Origin of the sequence: Levilactobacillus lanxiensis, from assembly GCF_016861655.1 — a bacterium.
GTDB lineage: Bacteria > Bacillota > Bacilli > Lactobacillales > Lactobacillaceae > Levilactobacillus > Levilactobacillus lanxiensis.
The window spans coordinates 1-18895 of sequence record NZ_BOLN01000006.1; the positions used below are offsets into that span (position 1 = coordinate 1).

An 18895-nucleotide genomic window follows, 5' to 3' on the forward strand; every position below is an offset into this window, starting at 1 on the left:
TACCAAAAAGCTGGTTGAGGAAAATCCGAAGATTTTCCTCAACCAGCTTTCATTTTGGAGACTTATGTCACAGCCCCGATTTTGATTGTCACTGGTTAGTGAACGTCGTCGCGGAAGAGACCCACAACGCGGCCCAAAATGCTGACATGGTTCAAGATGATGGGCGCCATGGTATCATTTTCGGGTTGTAACCGGAAATGGTCGGCTTCCTTAAAGAATCGCTTGCAAGTGGCTTCGTTTTCCTCGGTCATGGCGATGACAATGTCACCGTTGTCCGCGGATTGTTGCCGCCGGACAATGACTTGGTCACCATTGAGAATACCGATGTTGATCATACTCTCGCCGCGAATCGTTAACATGAAGAGTTGATCGTCGTCGTTTTCAAATTCTGGGGGAACTGGGAAGTAATCCGTGGCTTCCTGAACAGCCAGAATCGGTTCGCCGGCAGTCACGGTGCCTAAGACCGGAATTCGGGTCTGTTCCTCATGGACGCCTAGTTCTTCCAAACCAGCGGGCGTGACTTCTAGTGCCCGTGGCTTAGTGGGGTCCTTGACCAGCAAGCCCTTTTTTTCCAGGCGGGCGATGTGGCCATGAACCGTAGAGGTTGAAGAGAGCGATACGGCTTCACCAATCTCCCGGACGGTTGGCGGATACCCTTTTTCATTGACCCGTTCCCAAATGAAGCGGAGAACGGCGATTTGTTTGCTTTCAGAAGCTTTACTCATTTTTTCTGCCACCTCGTTCGTCATTCGTAGTATAGTTTAGTGTTAGTGTAGCATACAGACCGAACATTTTCAAACAGATGTTCGGGTAAATAAGTTGAAATCTAAAATTAACCCTGATATGATAGACTCTGACTTGAAAAAGCGGGGTTAATACCCACAAAAATACTGAAATTAAAGGAGGGTCGTTCATGGCAGACACGACAATAGACACCTTGCTGGCCCGGATCAACGAGCTGGCACACAAGAACAAGGCTGAAGGCTTGACCGAGGCCGAAAAGAGCGAACGCGCTGACTTACGCCAACAATACCTGAAGTTATTCAAGCAGAGTTTCCGGAGCCAAGTTGAAATGCTGCAGGTCTACAACAAGGATGGTAAGGAAGTTACCCCTGAAAAGGTCCGGCAGATTCAACGGAACAAAGGTTTACGTGACGATTAAGGAAAGAAGCGAGTCCTTTTTGGGATTCGCTCTTTTAATTTCCCTTAAGTTTGTGTAGAATTGTTAAATGAATGACTTCATCAAAGGAGGGGAACGAACTTGGCAACTTGGATCTGGATCTTAATCGTGATCGTCGTCGGCCTGGCCTGCGCAGCGGGTGGCTTTTTCGGCGCACGGAAGTACATGGAAAACTATCTGAAAGACAATCCACCAATTAACGAAGACCAATTACGGGCAATGATGTTGCAAATGGGGCAAAAGCCTTCACAACGAAAGCTTCATCAAATGATGAACGCGATGCAACAAAACGCTAAAAAATAAATTGGCTTTATTGAGACTCGCTTCCAGCTTATTTCCTGGAGGCGAGTCTTTTTGATTGTATTTTATGAAAATTCCAGTAAAATGATAAAGTCTGTGCTATATTTTAATCATATTCTAATTTTTAAGGAGGGATGTTCGTGAGTATCTTTCGCAAATTATCCTGGTACTTTCGTCTGGAATGGCGACGGTATCTGATAGGGGTCATTGGCCTCTTGTTGACGGCCATTATTGCCATCGTTCCCCCTCGTATCATCGGGAACATGGTGGATGGCATTCACGGGCAGACCATGACGAGCCATTTATTGCTGCTTGATCTGCTGTTCGTGACGCTAGCAGCGCTGGCCCAGTACGGGACCCGTTACATCTGGCGCAATGCCATTTGGGGTGGGGCTGCGCGGCTCGAACAACTGCTGCGGAATCGACTCTTTGGGCACTTTATGAAAATGGACCGGGTCTTCTACCAGAAGTACCGGACCGGGGACTTGATGGCCCACGCCACCAACGATCTGGAAGCCATTCAACGGGTGGCCGGTGGGGGGATTCTCCAGTTTGCCGATGCCATTATTACGGGGGGCACCACGCTGATTGCCATGATGGCCTTAATTGATTGGCGGCTGACCCTCTTAGCCATTATTCCATTCCCCCTGTTGGCGGTCGTTTCCTGGTACCTGGGACAAAAGATTCACCGAGCCTTTGGTGAATCCCAAGCGGCCTTTTCACGGCTGAACAACAAGGCCCAGGAAAGTATCAGCGGCATCAAGGTCATTAAGGCCTTGGGCCAAGACGATGCGGACGTGGCGGACTTCGATGCCCAAGTTGACCGGACCATTGGAATTAATCGCCGGGTTAACCGGTTGGATTCCATGTTTGACCCGGCTATCACGTTGATCATCTCGATTTCCTACGTGGCAACGATTGTCCTTGGGGGACTGTTTGTTACCCACAACATCATTACCATCGGGAACCTGGTGTCCTTTATCAGCTATCTGGCCATGATGATTTGGCCGATGTTTGCCGTGGGGATGCTGTTCAACACCATGGAACGGGGAAATGCCAGTTACGACCGGGTCATGGAATTGCTAAACGAGAAGACCCATATCATCGACCAAAAAGATGGGATTCAACAACGGCCACAGGGAACTATCAGCTACCACGTGCACCAGTTTGATTACCCAGACGATGGTGGGGCTAGCCTGCAGCAGGTTGATTTTGAACTGCCAGCCGGGCACACCCTGGGCATTGTTGGCCGAGTTGGGGCTGGGAAGTCCACGATTATGAAATTGATTTTGCGGGAGTTTGACAACTATTCCGGTGAAATTGACTTTGGTGGTCATCCGATTAAGGACTACGCGCTGGACAGTTATCTGCCAGCGATTGGGTATGTGCCGCAAGAAAGCTTCCTATTCTCTTCGAACATTTTTGAAAATATTCGCTTTGCCCAGCCGGATGCGACCCAAGAACAGGTCGAGGCGGCTGCGGCCAAGAGTGATCTGGCCGGGCAAATCGCCAAACTGCCGGCTGGTTACGATACCGAAGTGGGTGAGGAAGGGATTTCCTTATCCGGGGGTCAACGCCAACGGTTAGCGATTGCCCGCGCTCTGTTGATCAATCCAGAATTATTGATTTTGGATGATGCCTTGTCCGCGGTCGATGCCGAAACGGAAGCGGAAATTCTCGCCAACCTGAAGGCCGAACGGGCCAACAAGACCACGATTATTTCTGCGCATCGGTTAAGTTCCGTGATGAATGCCGATGAAATTCTGGTTCTCAGCGACGGCGCCGTGGCCGAACGGGGGACGCACGAACAATTGATGGCGTCTCATGGCTGGTACCAACGCATGTTTACGCAACAACAACTTGAAACTCAGGTGAAGGGAGGCGTCAGTGATGGCAGATAAACCACACGAATCCGCTTGGGCCCATAGCATGTCGACCAAGGAACAACTGACGGTGGTCAAGCGACTCTTTCATTTTGCCGCGCCCTATAAATGGTTCTTCGTCGGCTCCGTCATCTTGTCGGCGCTGATCAGTGCCGTGAACGTCTTCCTGCCATGGCTGCTCCAGACCTACATGGACAAGTATTTACGAACCAGCAACGCCACGATTGCCATTATGTGGATGTTTGCCGGCCTCTACCTGTTCGGGATGGTCGTCAAGGCGGTCTTCCAATTCTGGCAAAACTACACCAGTACCATGGGTGCCGAGTACATGCTAGAAAATGTGCGTCGCAAACTTTTCCATGATTTACATGGTAAGGGGATGCGGTACTTTGACCAAACACCGGGCGGGTCCATCCTGTCGCGGTTGATGAACGATACCATGACCTTCTCCAACTTCTGGGCGCTGTTTAACACTCTGGTGCTGGCGTTGTTTGCCGTGATTTCATCATTCATTGCCATGTACGTGACGGACGTGAAGGTGGCACTTTGGACGTTGATTCTGGTGCCATTCTTAGGCTTGACGATTTGGTATTACCAACGCTTCAGTTCCAAGGTTTATCGGCGGATGCGGGAACGCTTGAGTGAATTGAACACCAAATTAGCCGAGGCCATTACGGGAATCAGTGTCATTCAAGAATTCCGCCAAGAAAAGCGGACGGCGGCCAACTTTGAAAAGACCAACAAGGCCTATTACGGGACCCGTCGCGATATGATTCGGACCAACTCGTTATTGTTGAGCCCCATCATCAATCTGTTTTACGCGTTAGGGACCGTCATTGTATTGGGCATCTTCGGTGTCCGTGGCCTGCATGAGGTCGTCGCTGCCGGGGTTATTTACGCGTTCATTACCTACCTGAACAACTTCTACAGCCCCATGAGCAACATGATGGATAACCTGAGTGACTTCCAAAACGGGATGGTCGCGGGTTCTCGGGTGTTACGCATCTTAGATGACCAAACGCTCGCACCCCAACAACATCCCGTGGCTGATGCCAAGATCACGGCCGGCAAAGTTGAATTCCGCCACGTGACCTTTGCCTACGACCAGGAGCATCCCGTCTTGCGGGACGTCTCGTTCGTCGCTGAACCCGGTCAAACGGTCGCCTTGGTTGGCCAAACGGGTTCCGGGAAGACGTCAACAATCAACGTGTTGATGCGTTTCTACGAGTTCCAGTCTGGCCAGGTCTTGATTGATGACCGCGACATCCGGGACTACCCGGCAGCCGAACTCCGCGCTAAGATGGGGTTGGTTTTGCAGGAGCCGCAGTTGTTCTATGGCGATATTCAAACCAACATTCGGATGTTTAATCCGGATATCTCCGACGAACAGGTTGCCCGGGCCGCGCACTTCGTTCAAGCCGATGAATTCATCGACAAGTTGCCGGAGGGCTACGCTACGCCAGTGCTGGAACGGGGAACTGAATACTCCGCTGGTCAACGGCAATTGATTACTTTTGCCCGGACCGTGGTCACTGATCCGAAGATTCTGATTTTGGATGAGGCAACGGCCAACGTCGATACGGAAACGGAAACCATGATTCAAAACGGCCTGAACCGGATTCAGGAAAACCGGACGACAATTGCGATTGCGCACCGGTTGTCTACGATTCAAAATGCCGATTTGATTCTGGTTATGAATCAAGGAAAAATCGTGGAACGCGGGACCAACGACGAGTTGATGGCGCAACACGGTTACTACTACGACATGATTCAGCTCCAAAACGCCGCTCACGTGGACGAATAATTTTCAGTTTCTTCGTCAGCGCCTCCGGACTGGTTAAAATATGCCGGGACGCAGAGCTGTTCGTTCCCGGCGGCGGGCTCAAGGTTCCCTGCTATGGGGCCGGTTACAGCCTGAGAGGCGGGCTTCCACCTCGACTTTGAGCCAAAAAGCGGTCTCAAAGGTCGTCCCATGGTCTAGGCTGGAAAAGAACTCCAGCCAAGACCATCGACACGGCCGGGAACCTTGGCCCGCCTCTGGTCACTGAGACTGTCTGGCTGAGCATATTTTAACCAGTTCTGCGGTTCATGTTGGTCTAAAATTATTAGTTCCGTGCTCAGATGTTTAAATATTTTGTCAGCATTCACGTACTTTATCGTAGAGATTGCTGGCAGCTGAATTAAAAGTGAAACGAAAAAGGGCTTCGTTAGTGCGTCACAGTAAATGCTGTGGCAGACACTAACGAAGTCCTTTTATCATGGAATAATGATTGCGTTAATCTTTTTTCTTTTCGCCCGTGACGTCAACGTAGTGGAAGTTCGGGTCGATTTCGTTGTCGAGCTTATCGAAGGCCGCCTGCATTTCTTTTTCGATGACGGCTTGGCCTTCCTCGTTTAATTTCATCTTGCGGTCGATGATGATGGGCGTCCCGAAGGCAATCGTGACCGGTTTGCGGGAAAATAGTTGTTTGAAGGTCAGGGGACCTTGGTAGACAGCGGGAACTAGGGGAACGCCGGCCATCTTGGCAATGACCGCCGCGCCACCCTTGAGTTCGGCGGAGTGCCGGGAGCCTGAAGGGAACATGATCAGCGACAAATCCCCCTGACGCAGAATACGGACCGGGGTTTTGATGGCCGAAGGGCCTGGATGGTCACGATTTACTGGAAAACCGTTGACATGTTTCAACAACCATCGGAAAATAGGGTTTTGGAACAATTCTTCCTTGGCCATAAAACTAAACTTGCGCGGATAACCCGCCATGGCAAAATAAACGGGATCAAACCAGGTCCGGTGGGGACCCACCAAAACGTAAGGGCCGTCCGGCAAGTCAGCTTGGTGAACGTACCGCGCCCGGCCGTTGACGATGTACAAAATCGTGCAAACCACGCCCCGTAAGAATTTATAAAACATGTGATACACTCCTCTCGCAATGAAACTGATTGTTTCTAGTATGCAAAAAAAGTCGCGGGGTTGCAAGTTATCTTGTGAAAATGCCAGAGAATTGTGCGTGTGACAACTATCTGGGTGGCTGCTGATAGCGTGGCTTGATAGAGCCCAAACTTAAATAGGCGAAAGATGGCGTGTACATGTTAAAAGCGTTAGTCCCTGTAAGAGAATATAGAATGGCAGTTCAAGGGAGTGAGCTGCCAGGTTGGCAAAATGTGACAGGGCGGCCAGTGTCAGTGACCAGAGGCGGGCCAAGGTTCCCGGCCGTGTCGATGGTCTTAACTGAGTGATTTTCTCAGTTTAGAGCATGGGGCAACCTTTGAGACCGCACTATGGCTCAAAGTTGAGGTGGAAGCCCGTTTCACAGGCTGGAACCGACCCCACAGCAGGGAACCTTGAGCCCGCCGCCGGGAACGAACAATTACCACAAACTAACTAATTTTAACCAAAAACCATTTAACGAAACGGAGGCGTTATCGGTGAACTTGAAACCCGATGAACGAATCGATCAATTATATAGTCAAGATATTCAAATTATTCAGAGTCCCGAGGTCTTTGCCTTTTCACTGGACGCCGTATTGCTGGCAGACTTCGCCAAGCTCCCGTTGCGCGCGACCAGTCAGACCGTCGACCTGTGTGCCGGCAATGGTGCGGTGGGCCTGTTTATGAGTGGCAAGACGCACGGCCAGTTAGCTGAGGTGGAGATTCAGCCGCGGTTGGCCGACATGGCCCGGCGCAGCATCGCTTTGAATGACCTGACGGACCGCATGACGGTATACGAAGGCGATTTGGCCCAGGTGAACGACTGGATTCCCAAGGATTCGGCAGACGTGGTGACCTGCAATCCACCGTACTTCGAAGATTTGCCGGATAGTCAAAAGAATCCGAACCGGTATCTGGCGATTGCCCGTCATGAGATTTTGACCAATTTGGCAACGATTGTTGAAACGACCAGTGGCTTGCTCAAGATGAATGGGAAGGCCTACTTTGTCCATCGGCCAGACCGACTGCTTCAGCTGTTGGAGCTGATGACGGCGAACCGGTTGGCGCCTAAACGCGTGCGGCTGGTTCACCCGAAGCCCGGCAAGGAAGCCAACATGGTCCTGGTCGAAGCCATCAAGGACGGCAAGCCCGGGGGACTGCGGTTCCCAACACCGCTCACGGTTTATGATGCGCAAGGCCATTATACGCCCGAAGTGGAGGCGTTACTCTATGGCCAACACTAAGTTGTATTATTTCTACGTGCTCTTATGCGCGGACAATTCCCTGTACGGCGGCTTCACGACCGACGTTGCCAAGCGCTTTGCCACCCATTTGGCCGGCAAGGGCGCCAAGTACACGAAGGTTCATCGGCCATTGAAGATCCTCTATAGTGAAGAATTTAACAGCAAGCACGATGCCTTACACGCGGAGTGGGCCTTCAAGCATCAGAGCCGGCAAAAGAAATTGGCCTACCTAGCCGAACATGGGGTAAGTCTTTAGTGGAGAAAATTGGTTTATCTGTGTTACACTATCCCCGTGGTTCAAAAAAAGTGTCTCAAATTAATTTGAGGAGGAAATTACTGTGAAAATTATTGCTTATGGCATTCGTGACGACGAACAACCTTATTTGGAACAATGGTCCAAGGAACAAGGGATTGAAGTTAAGGCTGTCGGCGACCTTTTAGACGACAAGACGGTTGATCTTGCTAAAGGCTATGACGGGGCAGTGGTTTACCAACAAAAGCCTTACACGGCGGCTGTCTTAGACAAGTTGGCTGCGAATGGCGTGACCAATCTGTCATTGCGGAATGTCGGTGTGGATAACGTTGATGCTGATGCTGTTAAACGTAACGGCTTCAAGGTCACCAACGTTCCCGCTTACTCACCAGAAGCGATTGCTGAATTGACGGTTACCCAATTGATGCGTCTGCTACGCCGGACACCAACGTTTGACCGCAAGCAGGCCAACGGTGACCTGACGTGGGCCCCAGACATTGCGGATGAATTGAACAGCATGACGGTGGGGATTGTCGCCACCGGTCGGATTGGTCGCGCGGCCATGAAGATTTACCAAGGCTTTGGTGCCAAGGTGATTGCTTACGATGTCTTCCACAACCCAGAACTGGAAAAGCAGGGCATCTACGTGGATACGCTGGATGAATTGTACGCCCAAGCCGACGTCATTTCCTTACACGCACCCGCAACCAAGGATAACGAAAAGATGTTGAACGACGACGCCTTCAGTAAGATGAAGGATGGCGTTTGGATCTTGAACCCTGCCCGTGGTGCGCTGATTGACACGGACGCTTTGATCCGAGCCCTCGACAGCGGCAAGGTTGCCGGCGCAGCGCTGGATGTTTACGAAGACGAAGTGGGCATCTTCAACACCGACTTCGGTAGCTTCGATGCCATTCCTGACGAACGTCTGAAGAACTTGATGAAGCGCGAAAACGTGCTGGTTACGCCACACATCGCCTTCTACACCAAGACGGCCGTTAAGAACATGGTCCAATTTGCTTTAAACAACAACAAACAATTAATTGAAACTGGCAAGGCCGAGAACGAAGTTAAGTTCTAAAAATTGCTAGCAAAAAAGCCGCTCAACGTGAGCGACTTTTTTTACGCTTACTTTTCAATTTAGGAAGACTACCTGAATTGAAAAGTAAGCCAGTTATCATTAGTCAAATTAAGAATGAACTGTAAACCGTTGCGCCATGTCAGTGACCAGAGGCGGTCCAAGATGCCCGAGGTGGAAGACCGCACCTCAGGCTGGAGCCGTTCCCCACAAGCAGGGTATCTTGAGACCGCCGCCGGGAACGACTGACAACACGCAATCGGTTTCTACAGTTCAGGGACGGCGGAGAGGGCGAGCAGGAGGTCCTGCAGTTCCAAAGAATCGCCGACCGTCTGATCAGGAATCCAACTACCGCCATCGGTCATTTCCGCGTTGCGGTGGTTGAACCAGAAGGCGTGCCAACCGGCTTGCTTAGCCCCCTTGACGTCCATGCCGTAGCAGTCACCCACGTAGGCGACTTCGGTGGCGCGGAGGTTCAAGCGGTGATTCATCATCGTGAAGATCTGCGGGTCAGGTTTGGCCAAACCGGCTTCTTCAGATGTGATGATGTTATCCCGGTCAATCCAACGGTGCATTTCCAATTGCATGACTTTTGCGAGTTGGTGTTGCGTTTTACCATTGGTAATAATGCCCAACTTAAATTGGTCTTTCAGTTGGTCCAAGGCGGTTGCCAGCCCGGGGAACAATTTAATCTCTTGCAGGCCAGCGGCATAGGCTTGTTCAAACGCTAATGCCGTGGCACTGTCAACCGGCGCGGCGTCCTGCTTTTGCAGGGTGGCGTTCAAACGGTTGACGGCCATTTCTTCGTGCGACCAGCGGCCACTGGCGACCTGGTCGTAGGCACTAGCGCTTTGGCAGCGGTAGTCCTGAAAGGCCTGGGTGAAATCGAGCGTTTCTGAATTGGTTACTAGTGGTTCCAAGGCGGCCACGAAGGGAGCCTTTTGGTCATAGAGCGTGTCATCGACATCGAAGACGACCGCTTTTATCATTTCGTTTCCTCCTCATTTAGTTCTTTGGTAGTTTATCATACTTATTAAAAAATGCCAATTTTCTGGGATGAAGGGGACTAATGTTCGGCTCTGGCTTTAACTAGCGGGGGAGGATAATCCAGCAGGATGGAAATTAACGAACGGCGTCACGTCAGTCGTTGGCAAAGGTTGCCAAGAATCCTAAACTTTTGCTTGTGTTTAGCCGAGAGATTTTGTATAATTACTTTCGGTGCGTATGCGCCAATTCACACCTCGCGTGATGACCGGAGGGGTGCTCGCTTGCGAGTTCTCCAGTCAGTTGAGCGTGGGGGAGGAAATCAAAAACTATTTGGAGGCATTTTATCATGGCTGTTATTTCAATGAAACAACTGCTCGAAGCCGGTGTCCACTTTGGTCACCAAACCCGTCGTTGGAACCCTAAGATGAAGCAATACATCTTCACGGAACGTAACGGTATCTACATCATCGACTTACAAAAGACGGTGAAGTTGATTGACGTTGCTTACAACTACATGAAGGACGAAGCTGCTAAAGGCGCCGTTGTTCTGTTTGTTGGGACTAAGAAGCAAGCGCAAGATTCTATCGAAGAAGAAGCTACCCGTGCCGGTCAATACTACGTTAACCACCGTTGGTTAGGTGGGACTTTGACTAACTGGGAAACCATCCAAACTCGGATCAAGCGTCTGAAGTCTTTGAAGAAGATGGCTACTGACGGTACTTTTGATGTTCTTCCTAAGAAGGAAGTTTCCTTACTTAAGAAGTCTCAAGACAAGTTGGAACGTTTCTTAGGCGGTATCGAAGACATGCCTAAGCTGCCTGACGTTATGTTCATCGTTGACCCTCGCAAGGAACAAATCGCTGTTCATGAAGCACAAAAGTTGAACATTCCGATTGTTGCCATGGTTGATACGAACACTGACCCAGACGAAATCGACGTTGTTATCCCATCTAACGATGACGCTATCCGTGCCGTTCGTCTGATCACTTCCAAGATGGCTGATGCCATTGTTGAAGGCCGTCAGGGTGAAGACCAAGTTGACGAAAAGACCTTTGAAAAGAAGTCTGATGCCGCTAAGGGCGACAAGAAGACCGACAACTCAATGGAAAGCATCGTTAACGCTGTCGAAGGCGACAACAAGTAATTAAATGCAAGGTTGCGGGTAACCGCGACTTTCCAAATATGATTTAAAGCACCTTAGGCTGGCTTAATGTTTAGGACCGATAATGGCCTGAGATTGAGTCAGTCTTTTTTGGTGCCTTAGATGAATTGATAAAAGGAGGCCATTACACATGGCAAGTAAAATCACTGCAGCACAAGTTAAAGAGTTACGGGACAAGACTCAAGTTGGGATGATGGATGCTAAGAAGGCCCTCGTTGCCTCTGACGGCGACATGGACAAGGCCATCGACTTCTTACGTGAAAAGGGTATCGCTAAGGCCAAGAAGAAGAGCGGCAACGTTGCTGCTAACGGTTTGGCTCGCGTGAAGGTTGACGGTAACACCGCTGCTATCATCGAAGTCAACTCAGAAACTGACTTCGTCGCAACCAACGACACCTTCAACGGTTTAGTTGACTTAGTTGCCGACACGATTGCTGCTAAGCAACCAGCTGACTTGGATGCTGCTTTGGCATTACCAACTGCTGATGGCTCAACGATCAATGAAGAAATCGTTAAGACCACGCAAGTAACTAGTGAAAACGTCCAATTACGTCGTTTCGCTATCGAAAAGAAGACGGATAGCCAAGTCTTCGGTTCCTACTTACACCAAGGTGGCCAAATCGCCGCATTGGTTGTTTTGGAAGGCGCCGACGAAGCTACTGCCAAGGATGTTGCGATGCACGTCGCTGCCATCAACCCAGAATTCGTTTCTCGCGATGACATTCCTGCTGACCGCTTAGCTCACGAACGTGAAGTTCTGAAGCAAGAAGCCCTCAACGAAGGCAAGCCTGAAAAGATCGTTGAAAAGATGGTTGAAGGCCGTCTGCACAAGTTCTTGTCAGAAATCAGTTTAGCTGACCAACCATTCGTTAAGGATGGCGACCAAACTGTCAGCCAATTCGTTGCTAGCAAGGGTGGCAAGTTAGTAACCTTTGTCCGTTACGAAGTTGGTGAAGGAATCGAAAAGCCAACGGTTGACCTGGCCAAAGAAGTTCAAGACCAAATCAACGGTTAATTCCTGAAGAAAAGCGTAGATTCCGTGAGGGAGTCTACGCTTTTTTGCTGGAATCAAAATAATAATGGCAATAAAATAAGTCAAAACAAGTCGTGGATTCTGCGTTACACTAGACTTAGCTGGAGGCGCTATCAGTGAAGGTTTCCCAAATATGGGGAAATTTGTAAGGAATTGTCAGGAAAAACAGGTTTTCGTGCGCCCTGACTATCACTGGCCCCCCGTTTATGATAGAATTATTGTCAGAATACAATAGGAGGAAACACAATGGCGGACGTAAAGTATAAACGGATTATGCTGAAACTCAGTGGCGAGGCTTTGGCCGGCGACAAGGGGTTTGGCATCAATCCGCCAGTAATTAAAACCGTAGCGGAAGAGGTCAAGAGCGTTTATAACTTGGGCATTCAAATCGCTATTGTGGTTGGCGGCGGTAACATGTGGCGCGGGGTTTCTGGCGAGCAGATGGGCATGGAACGGGCCCAAGCCGATTACATCGGCATGCTGGCTACCATCATGAACGCACTGGCACTCCAGGATAACTTGGAATCCATCGGGGTCCCAACCCGCGTGCAAACGTCGATTGAGATGCGGCAAATTGCCGAACCTTACATCCGGCGCAAAGCTATTCGGCACCTGGAAAAGGAACGCGTTGTCATCTTTGCTGGGGGCACGGGTTCACCATACTTCTCCACGGATACCACGGCTGCTTTACGGGCAGCTGAAATCAACGCCGACGCCATCTTGATGGCGAAAAACGGGGTTGACGGGATTTACTCAGCAGATCCCAACAAGGATCCTAACGCCGTGAAGTTTGACCAATTAACGCAGTTAGATATTATCAACAAGGGCTTGCACGTCATGGATACGACGGCTAGCTCACTTTCAATGGATAATGACATCCCATTTGTCGTCTTTAACTTGAACCAACCGGGGAATATCCGCAAGGTCGTCGAGGGCGAGAACATTGGGACAACAGTTAGGGGTAAATAATTATGGCTGATCAGATAGTTACAACAGCAGAATCAAAAATGAAAAAGGCGGAAGAAGCCTTAAAGCGTGAATTGGGAACGATTCGTGCCGGCCGGGCCAACGCCAGCATCTTAAACCGGGTCATGGTGGACTACTATGGCGCCGCAACACCACTGAACCAAGTGGCTTCCATTACCATTCCAGAAGCACGGCTTTTGTTGGTGACACCTTACGACAAGTCTGCCTTGGAAGACATTGAAAAGGGAATCTTGGAATCCGATGTCGGCATTACGCCAGCAAACGATGGCTCCGCTCTTCGTTTGGTCATTCCCCAATTAACTGAGGAACGGCGTAAGGAAATTGCTAAGCAAGTTAAGGCCAAAGCCGAAGAAGGCAAGGTTGCCATCCGGAACGTCCGTCGTGACGCCATGGATAGCATCAAAAAGGGCCATAAGAACGGCGATTACACCGATGACGACCTGCACAACCTGGAAGACCAAGTTCAAAAAGTAACGGACAAGGCCATCAAGGGTGTCGACACAATTGCTGCCGACAAGGAAAAGGAAGTTATGACCGACTAACCACCTATAAAAAGGAGCGCTTAAATATGGCAGAAGACAAACAAAACAACCAAGAAGATCCAGAAAACATTGAAATCACGCCAGGTACGGAACAATTTGGCAAAATGGTCTTTCGTTTAAACAATCCGGTCAACGCGGAAAACGTCTCAATCTTGAACTACAACGGTGCTGAACTGGAACAAATTCAAGATGGCGTATACGCCCAACCAGCCTTTGTTAGCGATGACTTCAACCTGTTCTTTGTGGTCACCCAATTAATCGGTGACGACTGGATCGTGGCCTTTTCTAAGGCAACCATCGAGAACGGTAATGAAATCACGGACCTATCCGACCCACTCCCAACCGGGGAAGGCCTGAACCTGTTAGGCCAAGTTAGCGCCGATGACGCCAACACCCTGTTAAGCTACTTCGGCACCTTAGCGGACGCTAAGCGTGGCGAATGGCGGTTAATTGAGTAGCCGGTCAAAATTAAAGTTTTCGCTCAATTTGGGGGCCGGGATAGTTTCCCGGTCTCTTTTTTGTTATGATGAGAGGTTGTAAAGACCAATGGAGGTGCGCCGTGTTTTCATTTTCAAAAAAAGATCAAGCAACGGGTGAAGTGACAGAACGCCAGCTGGATGACGCCAACATCCCGGCTCACGTCGCCATCATTATGGATGGTAACGGCCGGTGGGCGCAGCAGCGGCATTTGCCCCGAATCGCCGGACATAAGCAAGGGATGAACACCGTCAAGACGGTGGCCAAGGCCGCGAGTCATTTAGGGGTCAAGGTGTTGACGCTCTATGCTTTCTCAACGGAGAACTGGAAGCGGCCAACTGCCGAAGTAAATTATCTGATGAAGTTGCCCGTGGATTTCTTTGGGACCTTTGTGCCCGACCTAATCAAGAACAACATCCGTGTGAAAGTCATGGGCTACACGGATCAATTGCCAGCCGCCACGCAAAAGGCGGTCAAGGATGCGATTGCGGATACCGCTGAGTGTACGGGAATGGTGCTGAACTTCGCGTTGAACTACGGGGGCCGCGCAGAAATCGTGACGGCCGTTCAGACGTTGGCACAACAAGTCCAGGCGGGGACCTTAGATCCTGCCGCGATTGATGACGCTGCCATCGACCAACAGTTGATGACCAGTGACCTGGGTGAGTTGCGTGATCCCGACCTGTTGATTCGAACCAGTGGCGAAGAACGCCTATCGAATTTTATGCTCTGGCAGGTCGCCTACAGCGAGTTTGTCTTCACCCAGCAACATTGGCCGGACTTTGACCAAACGGCGCTGGAAGAGGCTATTTATGAGTATCAACAGCGACACCGGCGGTATGGGGGATTAGCCTCCGAACCGGAGAAAAAATAAAATTGAGGAGCTTTTAACATGAGACAACGGGTTATTACGGCGGTCATCGCCTTAATCATATTTATCCCCATTATTATCGCGGGGGGCATCTGGGTGGACATCGCCGCCATTGCGTTAGGCTTGGTGGCGTTGTCAGAAGTCCTGATCATGCGGAAAAAATTGCTGATCAGTCCAGAGGCTTGGATCTCTGGTATCGGTATCATTGCCGTTATCGCACCTAGCAGTTGGTGGGACTGGTTACCCAGCTACCTGAATCCTTGGTACATCGTTTATTTGTTTGTGCTGTTATTATTGTTACGGACGGTGGTTTCCAAGAACCGGTTCTCCTTTGACGATGCCGGGGTCATTACCCTGAGCATGCTCTATATTGGGATCGGGTTCCACTTCTTCATCGCTGCACGAGGCGTGGGCTTGATTGCGCTGCTGTACGCGCTATTCATCGTGTGGACGACCGACTCTGGCGCCTACATGATTGGCCGGAAGATTGGGAAAAATAAGTTGGCCCCCCACATCAGTCCCAACAAGACTTGGGAAGGTTCCATTGGCGGGTCCTTAGTGGCCACGATTGTTGGCAGTGTCTTCTGGTACTTCTACCCAATTGGTCACTACAGTTTGCTGGTCATGGTTCTGTTGACGTTGGTCTTCTCCATCGTGGGTCAGTTCGGTGATTTAGTTGAGTCCGCTTTGAAACGTTATTACGGCGTCAAGGACTCTGGAAAGATTTTACCCGGTCATGGTGGCATCTTAGACCGGTTCGATAGTTTACTGTTAGTTCTGCCAGTCATCCATTTATTCGGATTGATTTAGACTTAGCTGTTCGCTTGCGCCCCCTAGGGTCCTTAGGGTATGCTAGGGAGCAGATGCAAAAACGAAACGCTACTCTCGACTGAAGAAGGGACGACACCTGTGATTACAACGATTATTACCTTTATTATCGTTTTCGGGATTCTGGTCATCGTGCATGAGTTTGGGCATTTTTATTTTGCCAAACGCGGTGGAATCCTGGTGCGTGAATTTTCTATCGGGATGGGCCCCAAGCTGGTCTATCACCGGGGAAAAGATGGGACGACCTACACCCTGCGGCTATTGCCGGTAGGGGGGTACGTCCGGATGGCCGGGGCCGAGGACGACGAGGAAGAAATTAAGCCTGGGACGCCGGTCAGCCTCTACGTTGGCGACAACGAGCAAGTTGAACGAATCAACACCAGTAAGAAATCGACGCTGTTTAACGGGATTCCACTGGAAGTCACCGGAACAGATCTGGAGGATGAACTCTGGATCGAAGGGTACGAGAACGGCGATGAATCTGAGGTTAAGCGCTACCCTGTGGCGCACAACGCGACGATTATTGAGTCCGATGGAACCGAACTACAGATTGCGCCTAAGGACGTCCAGTTCCAGTCCGCGACGCTGGGGCGCCGGTTAATGACGAACTTTGCCGGGCCTATGAACAACATCTTGTTGGCCATTGTGACCTTTATGCTGATGTCATTCGTTCAGGGTGGCGTGGCAATGGGCACCAACCAGATTCAGGTGGCGAGTTCACCAATCTCTGTGGCCAAGAAGGCTGGCGTTCAGACGAACGATAAGATTACCGCCGTCAACGGCAAGAAGACCACGAGTTGGACGGATCTGAGCAATGCTATCCAACCGCTGGCCCATAAGAAGACCACGCTGACCATTCAACGGGGAACCACGACAAAGCACGTCACGGTAACGCCCGCCGGACAAAAGTCTAACGGCAAGACCGTGGGGATGATTGGGATTACCCAGGCGCAGGACAAGCATATTGGGGCCATTTTGGCCTCTGGCTTCACCCAAACCTGGACCATGACCAAGGCTTTGTTTGGCGCGCTGTGGCATATGGTTTCCGGTCACTTTAGCTTGAATGATTTAGGGGGGCCTGTCGCCATCTTTGCGACAACCTCTCAAGCCACGCAGTACGGGGCCGTTGGGGTGCTGAACTTCTTAGCATTCCTCTCAATTAACTTGGCAATTGTCAATTTATTGCCAATTCCAGCCCTCGATGGTGGTAAAATATTATTAAACTTTATTGAAGCCATTCGACGCAAACCACTTTCAGAAAATGTGGAAGCGGCGATTACGTTGGTGGGGGTAGGGTTCTTGGTTCTACTCATGCTCTTAGTGACGTGGAACGATATTGAACGTTACTTCATTCATTAACAAATTCGGTCGTTACGGGAAGGGAATATTTAACTATGAAACAATCGAAACTACTCATTCCAACTTTGAAGGAAGTTCCGAATGGGGCAGAAGCGTTGAGCCACCAAATGATGTTACGGGCGGGGTACATTCGCCAAGTCACTGCTGGGGTTTACGCTTATTTGCCACTGGCTTACCGGGTCTTAGCGAACATCGAAACGATTATTCGCGAAGAAATGGAAAAAATTGACGCAGTTGAAACGTTGATGCCAGCCATTTTACCCGCTACCTTGTGGCAGGATTCTGGCCGTTACGAGACGTACGGTCCGAACTTATTTAAGTTTAAGAACCGCCACGACACCGACTTTATTTTAGGGCCAACCCACGAAGAAACCTTTACCATGTTGATTCGTGACGCCATTAAATCCTACAAGCGGTTGCCATTGGTGATGTACCAAATCCAACCCAAGTACCGGGATGAAGACCGGCCACGGTATGGTCTGTTACGGGGCCGTGAGTTCATCATGAAGGATGCTTACTCCTTCTCAATCAACGATGAAGACTTAGACCGAATCTATGATCAAATGGAACAGGCCTACGAGAACATCTTCAACCGGGTCGGCTTGAACTACCGGGCCATCGTTGGGGATGGTGGCGCTATGGGTGGGAAGGATTCCAAGGAATTCTCTGCCATCGCACCCGTTGGGGAGGACACCATCGTCTACTCTGACTCCTCTGATTACGCAGCTAACTTGGAAATGGCCAAGAGCCTCTTCATCAGTAAGAAGTCTCACGCCCAAGCCGAAGACCTGAAGAAGGTTGCGACGCCTGGTGCCAAGACCATTGATGAAGTCGCCGATTTCTTTGACGTGAAGCCTGCAACCTTGGTCAAGAGCATGCTGTACGTTGCCAACAAGGAACAACCCGTGATGGTCTTGATTCGTGGCGACCACGAAGTCAACGAAACCAAGCTGAAGAATTACTTGGATGCTGACTTCTTGGACCCAGCAACGCCAGAAGACGCACAGAAATACTTGAACGCTAACTTCGGTTCACTTGGTCCCGTTGGTGTCGGCGAAGACGTTAAAATCTTAGCCGACCAATACGTGGGCGACATGGTCAACGTGATCGTGGGTGCCGATGAAGATGGTTACCACTACGTGAATGCTAACGCTGGCCGCGACTTCCGGGTCGACGCCTACGCTGACTTCAGAGATGTCCAACCCGGTGACCTGTCACCAGATGGTTCCGGCGTCCTGAAGTTCACCAAGGGCATTGAAATTGGTCACATCTTTAAGTTGGGGACGCGTTACTCCGATGCACTCGGCGCAACCGTTCTGGACGAAGGTGGCCGGCAAAAGCCTGTTGTGATGGGGTCTTACGGTATCGGTGTGAGCCGTTTACTGTCTGCTATCGCGGAACAACAAGCTGATGAGAACGGGCTGGTTTGGCCCCGAAACATCGCGCCATTTGATATTCACCTGGTTCCCGTCAACCTGAAGAAGGAAGACCAAGCTAACCTGACAACTGAACTCGAAAATGAGTTGACTGCCAAGGGTTACCGCGTGTTGACTGATGACCGGAAAGAACGCCCAGGCGTGAAGTTCGCTGACTCTGATTTGATGGGGATTCCGGTCCGCATCACGATTGGGAAAAAGGCCGGCGAAGGTATCGTTGAAATTAAAATTCGCAAGACTGGTGAAACGGTCGAAGTGATCAAGGACGAGGTTGCTAGTACCGTTGAAATCCTGTTCAAGGACATCGACTAGCGACACCGTAAAGACCAGCATTGATGGCTGGTTT

19 protein-coding genes are annotated in these 18895 nt (G+C 50.4%); 16 read left to right on the forward strand and 3 right to left on the reverse strand.

Annotation, left to right across the window (positions count from 1 at the left end):
- Positions 1-95 precede the first annotated feature (95 nt).
- Entirely contained in the window at positions 96-725 is a 630-nt protein-coding gene (lexA, locus tag JUF22_RS08185; protein ID WP_203637332.1) for a transcriptional repressor LexA, read from the reverse strand.
- 188 nt (positions 726-913) lie between these two features.
- On the opposite strand from lexA, the gene JUF22_RS08190 reads away from it, so the two are divergent.
- The 4 genes from JUF22_RS08190 (at position 914) to JUF22_RS08205 (ending at position 5167) form a co-directional block, all read left to right on the forward strand.
- Positions 914-1162, forward strand: a complete 249-nt coding sequence (locus JUF22_RS08190; RefSeq protein WP_203645447.1) for a DUF896 domain-containing protein — start codon at positions 914-916, stop codon at positions 1160-1162.
- Between the two features lie 99 nt (positions 1163-1261).
- Positions 1262-1483 (forward strand): YneF family protein, encoded by a 222-nt coding sequence (locus tag JUF22_RS08195; RefSeq protein WP_125762909.1) that lies wholly within the window; start codon positions 1262-1264, stop codon positions 1481-1483.
- Positions 1484-1620: 137 nt separating this feature from the next.
- Entirely contained in the window at positions 1621-3381 is a 1761-nt protein-coding gene (locus tag JUF22_RS08200; RefSeq protein WP_203645456.1) for an ABC transporter ATP-binding protein, read from the forward strand.
- Positions 3371-5167 carry an ABC transporter ATP-binding protein gene (locus tag JUF22_RS08205; protein WP_203645458.1) on the forward strand — a complete coding sequence of 599 codons (1797 nt, stop codon included), beginning with the start codon at positions 3371-3373 and terminating at the stop codon, positions 5165-5167. The genes JUF22_RS08200 and JUF22_RS08205 overlap by 11 nt, the downstream gene beginning before the upstream one ends.
- Before the next feature lie 471 nt (positions 5168-5638).
- On the opposite strand, the gene JUF22_RS08210 is transcribed toward JUF22_RS08205, so the two are convergent.
- Entirely contained in the window at positions 5639-6274 is a 636-nt protein-coding gene (locus JUF22_RS08210; RefSeq protein WP_203645460.1) for a lysophospholipid acyltransferase family protein, read from the reverse strand.
- Between the two features lie 515 nt (positions 6275-6789).
- On the opposite strand from JUF22_RS08210, the gene JUF22_RS08215 reads away from it, so the two are divergent.
- From JUF22_RS08215 to JUF22_RS08225, 3 genes are all read left to right on the forward strand, one after another.
- Positions 6790-7536, forward strand: a complete 747-nt coding sequence (locus tag JUF22_RS08215) for a tRNA1(Val) (adenine(37)-N6)-methyltransferase (protein WP_203645462.1) — start codon at positions 6790-6792, stop codon at positions 7534-7536.
- Entirely contained in the window at positions 7523-7792 is a 270-nt protein-coding gene (locus JUF22_RS08220) for a GIY-YIG nuclease family protein (protein ID WP_203645464.1), read from the forward strand. Before JUF22_RS08215 ends, JUF22_RS08220 begins: the two co-directional genes overlap by 14 nt.
- 82 nt (positions 7793-7874) lie before the next feature.
- Positions 7875-8870 (forward strand): D-2-hydroxyacid dehydrogenase, encoded by a 996-nt coding sequence (locus tag JUF22_RS08225; RefSeq protein WP_203645466.1) that lies wholly within the window; start codon positions 7875-7877, stop codon positions 8868-8870.
- 263 nt (positions 8871-9133) lie between these two features.
- Here the strand turns inward: JUF22_RS08225 and JUF22_RS08230 are convergent, their stop codons facing one another.
- Positions 9134-9856, reverse strand: a complete 723-nt coding sequence (locus JUF22_RS08230) for an HAD family hydrolase (RefSeq protein WP_203645468.1) — start codon at positions 9854-9856, stop codon at positions 9134-9136.
- A gap of 344 nt (positions 9857-10200) precedes the next feature.
- Here JUF22_RS08230 and rpsB point away from each other — a divergent pair, with 344 nt between their 5' ends.
- The 9 genes from rpsB (at position 10201) to JUF22_RS08275 (ending at position 18861) form a co-directional block, all read left to right on the forward strand.
- On the forward strand, positions 10201-10998 hold the full coding sequence (gene rpsB / locus JUF22_RS08235; RefSeq protein WP_203645469.1) for a 30S ribosomal protein S2: 798 nt from the start codon (positions 10201-10203) through the stop codon (positions 10996-10998).
- A gap of 148 nt (positions 10999-11146) precedes the next feature.
- Positions 11147-12031 (forward strand): translation elongation factor Ts, encoded by an 885-nt coding sequence (tsf, locus tag JUF22_RS08240; RefSeq protein WP_125762890.1) that lies wholly within the window; start codon positions 11147-11149, stop codon positions 12029-12031.
- A 264-nt stretch (positions 12032-12295) separates the two neighbouring features.
- The gene (gene pyrH / locus JUF22_RS08245) at positions 12296-13018 is read left to right on the forward strand and encodes a UMP kinase (protein WP_125762888.1); all 723 of its coding nucleotides are present in this window, start codon (positions 12296-12298) and stop codon (positions 13016-13018) included.
- A 2-nt stretch (positions 13019-13020) separates the two neighbouring features.
- Positions 13021-13578, forward strand: coding sequence for a ribosome recycling factor (frr, locus tag JUF22_RS08250; RefSeq protein ID WP_373306108.1), 558 nt, complete (start codon positions 13021-13023; stop codon positions 13576-13578).
- Positions 13579-13604: 26 nt separating this feature from the next.
- On the forward strand, positions 13605-14036 hold the full coding sequence (locus JUF22_RS08255; RefSeq protein WP_203645471.1) for a hypothetical protein: 432 nt from the start codon (positions 13605-13607) through the stop codon (positions 14034-14036).
- Between the two features lie 68 nt (positions 14037-14104).
- Complete coding sequence (gene uppS, locus JUF22_RS08260) at positions 14105-14929, forward strand: undecaprenyl pyrophosphate synthase (RefSeq protein ID WP_373306109.1); 825 nt, start codon at positions 14105-14107, stop codon at positions 14927-14929.
- Positions 14930-14947: 18 nt separating this feature from the next.
- Positions 14948-15736 (forward strand): phosphatidate cytidylyltransferase, encoded by a 789-nt coding sequence (locus JUF22_RS08265; protein WP_203637340.1) that lies wholly within the window; start codon positions 14948-14950, stop codon positions 15734-15736.
- Positions 15737-15835: 99 nt separating this feature from the next.
- A complete protein-coding gene (rseP, locus tag JUF22_RS08270) occupies positions 15836-17113 on the forward strand; it encodes an RIP metalloprotease RseP (protein ID WP_203645475.1) in 1278 nt (425 codons plus the stop codon).
- Positions 17114-17148: 35 nt separating this feature from the next.
- Positions 17149-18861, forward strand: a complete 1713-nt coding sequence (locus JUF22_RS08275; RefSeq protein WP_203645477.1) for a proline--tRNA ligase — start codon at positions 17149-17151, stop codon at positions 18859-18861.
- Positions 18862-18895: the final 34 nt, after the last annotated feature.

Excerpts from the sequence above, each read along its gene's own strand:
- lexA (WP_203637332.1), bottom strand. The coding sequence starts at position 725 with ATGAGTAAAGCTTCTGAAAGCAAACAAATCGCCGTTCTCCGCTTCATT.
- JUF22_RS08190 (WP_203645447.1), top strand. The coding sequence starts at position 914 with ATGGCAGACACGACAATAGACACCTTGCTGGCCCGGATCAACGAGCTG.
- JUF22_RS08205 (WP_203645458.1), top strand. The coding sequence starts at position 3,371 with ATGGCAGATAAACCACACGAATCCGCTTGGGCCCATAGCATGTCGACC.
- JUF22_RS08210 (WP_203645460.1), bottom strand. The coding sequence starts at position 6,274 with ATGTTTTATAAATTCTTACGGGGCGTGGTTTGCACGATTTTGTACATC.
- JUF22_RS08220 (WP_203645464.1), top strand. The coding sequence starts at position 7,523 with ATGGCCAACACTAAGTTGTATTATTTCTACGTGCTCTTATGCGCGGAC.
- JUF22_RS08230 (WP_203645468.1), bottom strand. The coding sequence starts at position 9,856 with ATGATAAAAGCGGTCGTCTTCGATGTCGATGACACGCTCTATGACCAA.
- rpsB (WP_203645469.1), top strand. The coding sequence starts at position 10,201 with ATGGCTGTTATTTCAATGAAACAACTGCTCGAAGCCGGTGTCCACTTT.
- tsf (WP_125762890.1), top strand. The coding sequence starts at position 11,147 with ATGGCAAGTAAAATCACTGCAGCACAAGTTAAAGAGTTACGGGACAAG.
- pyrH (WP_125762888.1), top strand. The coding sequence starts at position 12,296 with ATGGCGGACGTAAAGTATAAACGGATTATGCTGAAACTCAGTGGCGAG.
- frr (WP_373306108.1), top strand. The coding sequence starts at position 13,021 with ATGGCTGATCAGATAGTTACAACAGCAGAATCAAAAATGAAAAAGGCG.
- JUF22_RS08255 (WP_203645471.1), top strand. The coding sequence starts at position 13,605 with ATGGCAGAAGACAAACAAAACAACCAAGAAGATCCAGAAAACATTGAA.
- uppS (WP_373306109.1), top strand. The coding sequence starts at position 14,105 with ATGAGAGGTTGTAAAGACCAATGGAGGTGCGCCGTGTTTTCATTTTCA.
- JUF22_RS08265 (WP_203637340.1), top strand. The coding sequence starts at position 14,948 with ATGAGACAACGGGTTATTACGGCGGTCATCGCCTTAATCATATTTATC.
- JUF22_RS08275 (WP_203645477.1), top strand. The coding sequence starts at position 17,149 with ATGAAACAATCGAAACTACTCATTCCAACTTTGAAGGAAGTTCCGAAT.